The following is a 12,139-nucleotide window of genomic DNA, read 5'->3' on the forward strand; positions in this document are numbered from 1 at the left end:
GATGGCAAAAGAGATTTCACATAGACACCTCGTATACGACTACTTTAAGGAAACGCGCTCACTGTGCGCGTTTTCTTTGTGTCCTGACATCAGTGACAGGAAGGAATACGAAGGGCTCCCGGCGCATCTTAAGGACATGCTCATAGAAGATGGTAAAAGAGCTAACAAAGAGCCCTGGTCCGTGATCCTTTTGTCCGACTATCTGGAGTTTTCAAAAAACGGAAACAGAGTAAGGTTTGAGGAGCTGTACTTTTCCAGAAGAAGAAAACTCTGCAGCCTTGTAATGGCGGAGCTTGCAGAGAACAAGGGGAATTTCTGCGAGGATATCCTTGATGGAATATACCTTATTCTCTCAGAATCCTCCTGGTGTCTTCCTGCCCACAACTCACATATCAGGGATGAGAAGCAGCAGGAGATGCCTGACGTCCTTCACCCGATAATCGACCTTTTCGCCGCAGAGACCGGCGCGCTTTTGGCATTTGCTGAGTATCTGCTTCGCCCTGCCTTTAGGGAAAAGAGCTCTGATATCAGCGAAGTTATAGAAAGCGCCCTGAAAGAGAGGATCTTTACGCCTTATGAAACCGAGCACTTCTGGTGGATGGGAGACGGCAAGCAGCCCATGTGCAACTGGACGCCCTGGATAATTCAGAACGTGCTCATCTGCGCACTCACAAGGCCGGAAGGATATTTTCAGGAAAAAGAGCTTACGGGCTATCTCGAGAGATCGGCAATATCTCTGGATTTCTTCCTTGATGAGTACGGCGATGACGGGTGCTGTAACGAGGGAGCACAGTACTACTCCCATGCAGGATTGTGCCTGTTTGGGGCACTATATCTGATGTCTGATGCCCTTAAGGGAACAGGCTTTGAGGAAGTATTTAAGGAGCCACTGATAAAGAACATCGCAAGTTACATCGTACGGATGAATGTAACCGACAACATATACATTAACTTTGCAGACTGCGCAGCCATCTGCCCGAGGAGAACTTCAAGGGAGTTTTTGTTTGGCAAGCTCTGCGGGGATGAGGTGCTTTCATCCTTTGCAGCTGCTGATTTCAGGAAGGCTGATGATGGCGACAGGATACTTACGGGAGAGATAAATCTCTTTTACCATGTGCTTCAGGCTCTTAGCTATGAAGAGATGATGGACTATCCGGAGAGTGAGATGCTCTGCGGGGATTCATTCTTTGAGAGCACGGGGCTCATGGTCAGCAGGGATGAGACTTACATCTGTGCAGCCAAGGCTGGGGATAATGCCGACAGCCACAACCACAACGATGTGGGATCGTTTACCATCTATAAGAAAGGCAAGCCACTTATCATCGACCTTGGAGTTGGGACTTATACCAGGGAGACGTTTTCCGACAGGCGCTATGAGATCTGGACTATGCAGTCGCAGTTCCACAACGTGCCTACCTTTATAAAAAATGATACTGAAGTAAAAATCGCCAGCCTAGGATTTGACGCAGCCGGGGATTACTATAATGATGGCATTATTCTGCAAAAAAACGGAAAAGAGTTTGGCGCAAAAGGCGTCTTAGCTGCACTTGAAGGGGATTCAAAAACCGGAGCAAGTTCGCTCTCCATGGACATCGCCGAAGCTTATAAGAGCGATGAGGTCCGCAGATATTTCAGGACCATTACCCACAAAAAGGGAAGCGGTGTTGAGGTTTTGGATGAGTATGAAGGGAGTGCGACAGCTCTTTTGACCCTTATGACGTACGAAAGGCCCGAGGTAAATGTTGCCGCTTCGGGAGAAACATGCATCAGAATTGGAGATCTTGGAGAGGCAGTTCTTACCGGAGGTGAGGTCGTTGAAATCCAGACCTATCCCATCACCGACGAGAGACTGAAGATTTCCTGGAAGCATGAGGTTTACAGGGTGCTGATAAGGCTGACAGGTAGCCGGATCAAACTGCAGATAAGCTAAAAAAGAGAAGGAGAATCGGTATGAGAGCGCTGACAGAAAATGAGAGTGCATGGGTCCTTGAGACCCTTAAGAAGATAGAAGATAAAATGACAGTGGTGACAGAAAGAAACAGGGACAAGATCCCCTACACCACAGAGAATGGAAGGTTTGACGATAAGAGCGTTTCGGACCCCTGCTGGTGGACCAATGGATTTTGGGGCGGCGAGATGTGGCAGCTCTATAAGCTCACGGGGAATGAGATGTTCAGGCAGGAGGCCATAGGTGTCGAGAACAAGCTCGATAAGAACCTCATGAACACTGACGGGCTTGACCATGACAACGGCTTTAAGTGGCTGCCGACTTCCGTTATAAGATACAAACAGGAAAAGAACAAGGAGTCCCTGAACAGGGCGATGCTGGCTGCAAATAACATGGCCGGCAGATTCAACCTTGCGGGGAATTTCATCAGAGCCTGGAACAACTGGGACAACGTGGACAGAAGGGGCTATGCGATAATCGACTGCATGATGAACCTTCCGCTCCTCTACTGGGCAAGCGAAGAGACAACGGATCCGAGATTCAAGATGATAGCTGTAGCTCACGCGGATACTGCCATGAAGGAATTTGTCAGAGAGGACGGATCGGTTAATCACATCGTTGTCTTTGATCCATTCACGGGCAAGGTGACTGAGACCCTGGGCGGACAGGGATACGCTGTGGGCTCATCCTGGACAAGAGGCCAGAGCTGGGGAATCTACGGCTTTGCGCTGTCAGCTCTTTATACAGGGGAAAAGAAATATCTGGAGACTTCGGCGAAGATCGCTGACTATGTGCTCTCTGAAATGCCGGAGAGCTACCTTGTGCCCATCGACTACAGGCAGCCTAAGGACGTGGATCTTGAGGATTCTACGGCAGCAGCTATCACAGCTTCAGGTCTTATCGAGCTGGCCAGGGGGCTTGATGATGAGAGCGAGGCTGATAAATATCTGGGCGCTGCGCTTAAGCTCCTTAGGACACTTGATGAAAAGCGTGTAAGCTGGGGCACGGATACAGACAATCTTCTTAATAACTGTGCGGTTGATTATCACGGCGATGGTCACAACATGTCCATCATCTATGGTGATTACTACTTTATAGAAGCGCTTATGAAGCTGGCAGATAAGGCACTTAGGATTTTCTAAGGCCCGGGGGGGAGAGAAGATGGTATTTAAACCTACACATACAGACTTTGAACTCAGCCCTTACACGGGGCTTACCAGAGAGAGCTGGATAGAGGCGGCAGAATATCTTTTGTCCGGCGTCTTTAATAACCTTAAGTCCATCGAGGATCCGGTAGTCATGCCGAGGTATGAGAGAGAGATCACATATCCGCAGCCGGATCATCCGCAGTGGCGCTTTAAGGCCGAGATCTTTGAGGGGCTGGCGAGATCTTTTTTCATAGCTGCGCCACTTGTGCATATTAAGCCGGAGCTTGAGCTGAACGGGATAAACGTCAGGGACTACTATGCAAAGCAGGTTCTGTGCGCTGTGACGCCCGGGGAGCCCAACTATGTCCTGAACTACACAGATATGAAGAGCACGGACGAGAGTGGAAATCTGTTTGCTGCATATCAGCAGACTGTGGAGACGGCGGCGCTTGTCATCTGCCTGTGGCTGTCCGCGGAGGAAATCTGGGATAGGTACAGCAAGGAGGAGAAGGACAGGATCGCAGCATTTCTGTCGGACTTTGCCCATGCCAATACTGTTCCTCAGAACTGGAGACTCTTTAACATGCTGGACCTTGCGTTCCTCTACATGAACGGGTATGAGATCGACGAGGACATCATGAGAGACCACGCCCAGAACATACTACATTACTATGTTGGAGATGGCTGGTATCGCGACGGGCACTCTTTTGACTACTACTCATGCTGGGCTTTCAATATGTACACAGCCATCTGGAACAACTGGTATGGCTATGAAAAAGAGCCTTACATCGCAGTGAGGTTTGAGGAGAATTCCAATGAACTTATGAAGACCTATCCTTATTTCTTCGATAGGGATGGCTTTACAAATATGTGGGGCAGGAGCGGAATCTATAGAAACGCAGCTACCAGCGCCATTGACGGAAACCTTATGATGAAGAATCCTACGGTGGATCCGGGACTTGCAAGGCGCATCTGCTCAGGGTCGCTATTGCAGTTCTTCACAAGGGATGACTTCCTGTGGGAGGGCGTTCCGACGCTTGGGTTCTACGGCCCGTTCTCACCGCTTCTTCAGGGATACTCCTGCGCAGAATCACCCTTCTGGCTGGCGAAGGCTCTCTTGTGCCTGCATCTTCCTGAGGATCATCCGTTCTGGACTGCCAGGGAGAATGGCGGAATCTGGGATGAGCTTAAGGATAAGGAAACAAAGGTCTGGACCCTTGACGGGCCGGGGCTTTGCATGGCGAACCATCAGGCAAACGGCATTACTGAGCTACGCACCGGCAAGATTGTTAAGCACAAAGATGATGAGCATGGCATGAACAATTACTCCAAGCTCGTCTTTAATTCTAAATTCCCATGGGAAGCTACCGTGGACAGGGCGGTTGAGTCCCAGCAGTACGTGGTGCGTTACACCGACGAGGACATGGCGCTTCGCGGAAATGTCACTTACTGGGCGGGAGAGAAGGACGAGGTCCTCTACAGAAGGCAGTTCTTCGACTACGAGATGGAGACTGAGTGCCACTGGCGCACAGCCATCGACCTGGCGGACTTTGCCGTTCCCTACGGAATCATCAGGGCCGACAAGATCCGCATGTACAGAAGGCCACTTGAGATCACACTCGGCGCCTTCGGCTTCCCCGATAACGGCACAGATGTCACATTCCTTGAGAAGGACGGCGCCAGGGCAGCAGTCCTTAAGGGCCATGACCACACCGGCAAAGAGAAGCAGATGGCCTTCACCATATTCGACGGCTGGAGCAGCATAGAGCGTATAGACTCTGAGGGCACAAACCCCGACAGCAAGAAGTCCATCGTCATGTACGCCAAGACTTCCAGGCAGAAGCAGTACGGGTACGAGCCCTACTTCCTGATCTCCCAGGTCATCACCAAGGAGTCGCTGGAAGACTTTACCGAGGATGAGATCTTCCCTATAGAGAAAGTGGAATACACCGACCCCCAGAAATGCGGCGGCTACGGCCCCGTAACAATCCACCTAAAGAGCGGCGAAACAAGAGTGATCGACTTCTACGGAATCGAAGGGAGATTTTCAGTATGAAGATTAGCATATACAACGACTGGGACCATGTCCCGAAAGCAGAAGCTGAAGGCGAAGCAGAAGTGATCCTGGCCTGGGATGGAGAATACAGGAAAGGCGATATCATCGAGTTCTCCGGAATAAATCCGGGAGAGTTCTATGTGGTGAAGGTGGATGCAACCATCGATCCGGCGCTGGTACTGATAAAGGAGGAAACAGTTCTCTTCACAGTGCCCTTCTATGAGAAAAAGACAAGCTACAACCCCCTCTCCTTCTTCGGAAACAGGCATATAGTCACCATCAGGAAGGCAGAAGAATACGAGATCAACGTCTACAGAAACCTGGCGCTTAATCCCTTTGACCAGCATGAAGTATCAGGAGTTTATCCGCACGCCAGCGCCAACGTTGAGACCAGAGGCGAAGCAGTGTTTGCAGCACGTAACGCAATAGACGGATGCAAGGCAACCCTTTCCCATGGCGAGTGGCCATACGAGTCCTGGGGCATCAACAGGCAGGACGATGCAGAGATTACGCTGGACTTCGGAAGAAAGGTAGATATCGACAAGATCGTTCTGTACACAAGAGCGGATTTCCCGCATGATAACTGGTGGATCCAGGGAACATTTACCTTCTCCGACGGCAGCAGCGAAACCATAAAAATGGACAAGAAAGTCCAGGAGCCACACATCTTCAACATAACCAAAAAAGAAATCACCAACCTCAAGCTTGGCAACCTGATCAAAGCAGATGACCCAAGCCCCTTCCCGGCGCTGACCCAGATCGAAGTCTACGGCACGGAATCCGAATAACCGCAAATCTAAAAAATAAGGCTTTCCTCCGCCAAGAGGAAAGCCTTTATAATGTTTATCTCTTATTCTCATGCGCCAGTGAAGCCTTAATAAATCCGGAGAACAGCGGATGTGGCCTGTTAGGTCTGCTCTTAAGCTCAGGATGTGCCTGAGTTGCCATGTGGAAGTCGTTGCTTGGAAGCTCGATCATCTCAACAATCCTGCCATCCGGTGACATTCCGCAGAGCTTCATGCCGTTCTGAACCAGCACGTTTCTGTAGTCGTTGTTAACCTCATATCTGTGACGGTGACGCTCAGTGATGTTCTCATCGCCGAAGAGCTCGTAAGCCTTGGAGTCCTTATCAAGAACGCAAGGGTATGAACCAAGACGCAGAGTTCCGCCGATATCCTCAACACCGTTCTGATCAGGTAAAAGAGCTATCATAGGATGCTGGGTGTTTGGATCAAACTCAATTGAGTGAGCATCTGTATATCCGACAACGTTTCTTGCAAACTCAACGATTGCCAGCTGCATTCCAAGGCAAAGGCCAAGGAACGGAAGGTTGTTCTCTCTCGCATATTTGATGGAAGTGATCATACCTTCGATACCACGATCGCCGAATCCGCCGGGAACAATAAGTCCGTCAACATCTGAGAGGATGTCTGCCACATTGTCTTCGGTAACTTCCTCTGAATCAACCCACTTGATGTCAACTGCTGTCTGATTGGAAATACCGCCGTGCTTAAGTGCCTCAACAACGCTGATGTAAGCGTCATGGAGCTGAGTATATTTACCAACAAGGGCAACCCTTGTCTCGTGCTTAAGGGAGTAGAGAGTGTCAACCATTGCCTTCCAGTCTGTAAGGTCGGGCTCGGGACATTCAAGGTTTAAGCACTCACATGCAACCTGAGCCAGATGCTCTTTTTCCATGGCAAGTGGTGCTTCATATAAGTATTCAAGGTCAAGGTTGTTGAGAACATGGCTTGATGGAACATTACAGAAAAGAGCTATCTTCTCCTTGGTCTCGATATCCAGCTCCAGCTCACTTCTGCAGACGATAACGTCGGGCTGAAGTCCCATTCCCTGCATAGTCTTAACAGCTGACTGTGTGGGCTTGGTCTTGATCTCCTGTGAGCAGCGAAGGTAAGGAATGAGAGAAACAAGGATGAGCATTGCATTGTCGTGTCCTACCTCGTGCTGGAACTGTCTGATGGCCTCAAGGAACGGCTGGGACTCGATATCTCCCACGGTTCCTCCAACTTCGATGATGGCGATACGTGTCTCATCATCTGTAAAGTTGCGGTAGAACTTGCTCTTGATCTCATTGGTGATGTGAGGGATTACCTGAACGGTCCTTCCGCCGTAATCACCGCGACGCTCCTTCTGAAGAACTGACCAGTAGATCTTACCGGTTGTAACGTTTGAGTTCTTGTCCAGGTTCTCGTCGATGAATCTCTCGTAATGACCAAGGTCGAGGTCTGTCTCAGTTCCGTCTTCGGTAACGAATACCTCTCCGTGCTGTACGGGGTTCATTGTACCCGGGTCGATATTAATATATGGATCAAACTTCTGCATTGTAACTTTGTAGCCGCGGGCCTTAAGTAGACGTCCCAGCGACGCAGCAGTGATTCCTTTCCCTAGACCTGATACAACACCACCTGTCACAAAGATGTATTTTACTGCCATTTTCGCCTCCCCTTGATTTGATCGATTGTACACGATATAATTCTGTGTTATAGTTAAAACATCCTTTTTATTATAGCATGAACGGACATTTAAGGAAGTAGGAAAATATATGGACAATAATCAAAATCAAAGAAATGGAAATAACAACCCTCTCGGAGGGGGTGGCAACAATTCTCCGAGAAGACAGAACCTCATACTGCTACTTGTAGCAGCACTGGTAACAATGTTCTGCATGACATACTTTCTCAGAGCATTTTCAGAGAACACCAACAGTGAAGTTACCTATTCGGAATTCATTCAGAAGGTAGAGGCCGGCGAGATAGAGAAGATCGTGATCGAGGAAGATCGCATCAACATCTATCCCAAGGAAACCAAGGCAGAAGACCAGCTTGGCTTTGGCTATTCCCTCACAGGCTATACCACAGTGACTTATTACACAGGCAAGGCAGAAGAGGACAGCGTCCTTACCCAGAGAATGCTGGATGCGGGAGTTGAGGTATCAAGCGAAGTTCCCGACAGCTCAGGTGCAATACTTACGTTTCTTCTTTATTATATAGCGCCGATTCTTCTTATGTGGCTCCTTCTCTCCATCATCTTCAAGAGAATGGGCAGAGGCGGCGGACCACTTAGCGTAGGTAAGAGCAATGCCAAGGTCTATGTACAGAAGGAGACCGGAGTTACATTCAAGGATGTAGCAGGTGAGGATGAGGCAAAAGAGTCTTTGGTGGAAGTCGTAGATTTCCTCCATAACCCAAGTAAGTACGCCAAGATTGGAGCTAAGCTCCCCAAGGGTGCTCTGCTTGTAGGCCCTCCCGGAACAGGTAAGACACTTCTTGCCAAGGCAGTTGCCGGAGAAGCGCATGTACCTTTCTTCTCACTGGCAGGTTCGGACTTCATCGAGCTCTATGTCGGCGTAGGTGCCAGCAGGGTTAGAGATCTTTTCAGCGAAGCAAGTAAGAATGCACCATGTATCATTTTCATAGATGAGATCGATGCCATCGGTAGAAGCCGTGACAGCAAGTACGGCGGAGGCAATGAGGAGAGAGAGCAGACTCTTAACCAGCTCCTTTCAGAGATGGATGGTTTCGATTCTTCCAAGGGTGTACTTATCCTTGGCGCTACCAACAGACCTGAGATCCTGGATAAAGCTCTTTTGCGTCCGGGACGTTTTGACAGACGAATCATCGTTGATAAGCCTGATCTTAAGGGACGTGAGGAGATCCTCAAGGTTCACTCCAAGGATGTTAAGATGGATGAGACCGTTGACCTTAAGGCAATCGCGCTAGCAACCAGCGGAGCTGTAGGTTCCGACCTTGCCAACATGATCAATGAGGCAGCCATCAATGCAGTCAAGGCACACAGAGAGTATGTATGCCAGCAGGATCTTATGGAAGCCGTTGAGCAGGTTCTTGTAGGAAAAGAGAAGAAGGACCGAATCCTCAGTAAGGCAGAGCGAAAGATCGTATCCTATCACGAGGTTGGACATGCGCTTATCAGCGCGGTTCAGAAGAACACAGAACCCGTACAGAAGATCACCATTGTTCCAAGAACCATGGGAGCTCTCGGTTATGTAATGCAGGTTCCTGAGGATGAGAAATTCCTTCAGACTAAGGACGAGATCATAGATGACATCATCGTCAGCCTCGGCGGACGAGCAGCAGAGGAAGTTATCTTTAACACGGTAACCACCGGTGCTGAGAACGATATAGAAAAAGCTACCAGCATGGCGCGCAGCATGATCACCATGTTCGGTATGAGCGACAAGTTCGGACTTATGCAGCTTGAGTCAATCCAGAACAGATACCTGGACGGAAACAGAGTCCTTAACTGTTCCGATCAGACAGCTGCTGAGGTTGATGCCGAGGTTCAGAAGCTCCTTGCAGAGTGCTACGCCAAGGCTAAGAAGATCATCAGCGAGCACCTCGATGCAATGGACAAGATTGCTCAGTTCCTTATTGAGAAAGAGACCATTACAGGTAAGGAGTTCATGAAGATCTACCGCGAGGTTGAGAACATTCCTGAACCCACAGAGGAAGAGCAGGAGAAGGCTAAGGAAGGAAGAATCTACGCCACAAGAGCTGAATCAGCCAAGGTTGGTGAGGATGTTCCTGTTAAAAAGCCTAAGAAAGAAGAGCCTGCTCCCGAGCAGCCTGTTGAGAACCCGGTGGTAAGTGAACCGGAGCAGACACCTACTGCTGAGCCACAGGTTCAGGACTTCCGTGAAGTAGATACAGATACCCCTGTCACAGAAGAGCCTTCAGAACAGGAAGTGCCTCAGCCCACTCAGAACCAGGGACTTTTCTCCCGCGTTCCTGAGGACTTTGACAAGAAAGACTAAGACATTATTTTAGGCCATGGACTTTTTTCCATGGCCTTTTTTATGTGTTGCAACAAGCGGACAAATCAAATATAATACGATTTATTTATAAAAATTTAATAAATTCAGAGGACATGATGAATTGGAGAAGAGAGATGTTGATATCCTGTAATAAATGCAATAACCAATATAGTATTGATGCATCAGGCGGATATATCTGCCTGTGTACTGAATGCTTAAGTGTCTGTGATACAAACTATGAGCATGAACTGTTTATGAAAAGCTTTGACATTTTCCTTGGTGAAAACCTAATAGCAAATGTTGAGTGGAAAAAACAGCCGGTACTACATAACAGCTATTTCTTCAAGCTTCAATCTGTGTTCGGGGAAAAGAGGCTGCAAAGCCAAGATGCAGAAGATGCAGTTAAAGAGTCGGTTGACTGCATGATCAATCATGTCAAAGACATGAGACAGAAGGAAGCAGAAAGACTCGTCGGCGTAATAGTGGAAGAATATAATGCAAAAGAATTTTCGAAAGAATCAACTTTTTCCGGATGGGGCGTTTATCACGAAGGACTGTATGAAGGGAATTGCTATGATGTAACTTTAATAGGAGATAAGCAGGTTGTTATACATACAGCCGTGCCAATATGTAAACAATCTAAAAAAACTCGCTATAAGGGCAGATGTAAGTATCGGACACAACTAAATGCCAAAGAATTTGATGATATTTACAAGTGCACTATGTACGTATCGCTCTATGGTTATCTTTTTGAGGTGATTGCTGTATCTGAGCATTTGAGTAATGTAATGATAAACGATCATATGAAAAAAGAAACTGATCTATCCTTGTATGATAGCTGTCCGATAAGTTTTACCCATAATTTTTATGATGGTACATATAAAGATCTGTCTCCGGAAGAGACAGCCAAAATAGATAAAGTACGAATTGAAAAAAGAAGCATTAAATCAGATATCCTAGGCGGCGACTAAAATGAGTGAACATGTATTTGAAAAAGCAACGGTGGAAAGTAATGCTTACAGAGTATAAAGGTGAAATATTCAATATCGAAAAAAGAGGAAAAAAAGCAGATATATGGCGTTATACTCCCGTAGATGGCTTCCGAAAAACAGACATCGGTCGCGGCGGCATTATTTGTTACGAGAAAACTGTTAATTTAAAAGACACAAAGGGTTGTTTTACAGTTGCATTTCGGGCATTTTCAGATGGCTTGGCATTCTTTGTGAGTGATGTCAGAGGCAATGATGTTGTAGTACTCACAGGCAACGCCACCTATGCAAAAGAGCATGGTTTTCATGAAGTAGAGCGTCCGTTATGGATATCACAAATAGCTAGTGAAAGCTTTGATGAGTTCGAGATGATAATGCATAATGTGGAAAATGGTGAAGATACGGTTACGAAAATGGATTGGACGCAAATGAAAATCGCGTGGTCCAGATATGAAGAAGACGTAAATTACTAAGCTAGTGCATAAGTGAGATAAATGCTATGAAAAAAAGAATTGAAGCAATAATATTGCTAGCTACAGTTTGTATATGTATTCTTTTCGTTGGATGTGGATTCTCAAGCAATTCCATTGACACCTCTTATGAAGAGTGGGTAAACTCGCTGGATTTGAAGAGTAAAAAGAATCTTTCAGTTGAGAACTACAGTGAGAAAGACGGTACAATACAACTGCGTATTCAGTGTAAGAATGTATACGGATATAGAGAACTGAGCGAGGTGGTTGATGCCACCAACCTGTTCATTGATGAGAATCCGGGATACTTTGGTGATTCCGATATCTCAATTATAGCTGTGAGTGGAAATCGAAAACAATTGACATCATTACTTGCGTTTAGTAATAAGGCACCTGATTCCTACGTGCTGGATCAGAATGATGCTTTGAAAGACCTGCAATCCGGAAAAGTTGAAACCATAGAATTATACAAGATGGATCTTCCGGAGGAAGTCTACACAGAAGATGTTAATTTAAAGGCATCTGTAGCTTCAATATATTTCGATTATGGCAGTGGGATCTCAAAAGAGAGTTTAGGAATACTAAAGAATATTGATGGCCTTGAGCAGGTTGTTGTTTTCAACATACTTGATGACGATATTGATGAGTTATGCAAAATGATTTGGGAATACAGACCAGGAATACCGGTATGCGAATGTGATATAAACGGAGAATATCGAACGCACAATCCATAAGG

The 12,139-nt window shown here is 47.2% G+C and carries 9 protein-coding genes; 8 read left to right on the forward strand and 1 reads right to left on the reverse strand.

Annotated features, from left to right (window positions below; genetic code table 11):
* Position 1: 1 nt before the first annotated feature.
* The 4 genes from G633_RS0111450 to G633_RS0111465 are packed head-to-tail and all read left to right on the forward strand — an operon-like array spanning position 2 to position 5,940.
* A complete protein-coding gene (locus tag G633_RS0111450) occupies positions 2-1,930 on the forward strand; it encodes a heparinase II/III domain-containing protein (protein ID WP_026519994.1) in 1,929 nt (642 codons plus the stop codon).
* Positions 1,931-1,950: 20 nt separating this feature from the next.
* Entirely contained in the window at positions 1,951-3,090 is a 1,140-nt protein-coding gene (locus tag G633_RS0111455; protein ID WP_035771336.1) for a glycoside hydrolase family 88 protein, read from the forward strand.
* A gap of 19 nt (positions 3,091-3,109) precedes the next feature.
* Complete coding sequence (locus G633_RS0111460) at positions 3,110-5,152, forward strand: DUF2264 domain-containing protein (protein ID WP_026519996.1); 2,043 nt, start codon at positions 3,110-3,112, stop codon at positions 5,150-5,152.
* A complete protein-coding gene (locus G633_RS0111465; protein ID WP_026519997.1) occupies positions 5,149-5,940 on the forward strand; it encodes a DUF7402 domain-containing protein in 792 nt (263 codons plus the stop codon). Before G633_RS0111460 ends, G633_RS0111465 begins: the two co-directional genes overlap by 4 nt.
* 55 nt (positions 5,941-5,995) lie before the next feature.
* Here G633_RS0111465 and G633_RS0111470 read toward each other — a convergent pair whose 3' ends face one another.
* Complete coding sequence (locus tag G633_RS0111470; RefSeq protein ID WP_026519998.1) at positions 5,996-7,606, reverse strand: CTP synthase; 1,611 nt, start codon at positions 7,604-7,606, stop codon at positions 5,996-5,998.
* Positions 7,607-7,715: 109 nt separating this feature from the next.
* Between G633_RS0111470 and ftsH the strand changes: the two genes are divergently transcribed.
* The 4 genes from ftsH to G633_RS0111490 all read left to right on the forward strand — a co-directional run bounded on the left by ftsH (position 7,716) and on the right by G633_RS0111490 (position 12,137).
* On the forward strand, positions 7,716-9,944 hold the full coding sequence (gene ftsH, locus G633_RS18215) for an ATP-dependent zinc metalloprotease FtsH (RefSeq protein WP_081664769.1): 2,229 nt from the start codon (positions 7,716-7,718) through the stop codon (positions 9,942-9,944).
* 254 nt (positions 9,945-10,198) lie between these two features.
* A complete protein-coding gene (locus G633_RS0111480) occupies positions 10,199-10,915 on the forward strand; it encodes a hypothetical protein (RefSeq protein WP_155834948.1) in 717 nt (238 codons plus the stop codon).
* A 41-nt stretch (positions 10,916-10,956) separates the two neighbouring features.
* Positions 10,957-11,406 carry a hypothetical protein gene (locus G633_RS0111485; RefSeq protein ID WP_155834949.1) on the forward strand — a complete coding sequence of 150 codons (450 nt, stop codon included), beginning with the start codon at positions 10,957-10,959 and terminating at the stop codon, positions 11,404-11,406.
* A gap of 26 nt (positions 11,407-11,432) precedes the next feature.
* A complete protein-coding gene (locus G633_RS0111490) occupies positions 11,433-12,137 on the forward strand; it encodes a hypothetical protein (protein WP_026520001.1) in 705 nt (234 codons plus the stop codon).
* Positions 12,138-12,139 lie beyond the last annotated feature (2 nt).

Origin of the sequence: Butyrivibrio sp. FCS006 (assembly GCF_000424525.1) — a bacterium.
GTDB lineage: Bacteria > Bacillota > Clostridia > Lachnospirales > Lachnospiraceae > Butyrivibrio.

Excerpts from the sequence above, each read along its gene's own strand:
- G633_RS0111490 (WP_026520001.1), top strand. The coding sequence starts at position 11,433 with ATGAAAAAAAGAATTGAAGCAATAATATTGCTAGCTACAGTTTGTATA.
- G633_RS0111470 (WP_026519998.1), bottom strand. The coding sequence starts at position 7,606 with ATGGCAGTAAAATACATCTTTGTGACAGGTGGTGTTGTATCAGGTCTA.
- G633_RS0111455 (WP_035771336.1), top strand. The coding sequence starts at position 1,951 with ATGAGAGCGCTGACAGAAAATGAGAGTGCATGGGTCCTTGAGACCCTT.
- G633_RS0111460 (WP_026519996.1), top strand. The coding sequence starts at position 3,110 with ATGGTATTTAAACCTACACATACAGACTTTGAACTCAGCCCTTACACG.
- G633_RS0111465 (WP_026519997.1), top strand. The coding sequence starts at position 5,149 with ATGAAGATTAGCATATACAACGACTGGGACCATGTCCCGAAAGCAGAA.
- G633_RS0111485 (WP_155834949.1), top strand. The coding sequence starts at position 10,957 with ATGCTTACAGAGTATAAAGGTGAAATATTCAATATCGAAAAAAGAGGA.
- G633_RS0111480 (WP_155834948.1), top strand. The coding sequence starts at position 10,199 with ATGAAAAGCTTTGACATTTTCCTTGGTGAAAACCTAATAGCAAATGTT.
- G633_RS0111450 (WP_026519994.1), top strand. The coding sequence starts at position 2 with ATGGCAAAAGAGATTTCACATAGACACCTCGTATACGACTACTTTAAG.
- ftsH (WP_081664769.1), top strand. The coding sequence starts at position 7,716 with ATGGACAATAATCAAAATCAAAGAAATGGAAATAACAACCCTCTCGGA.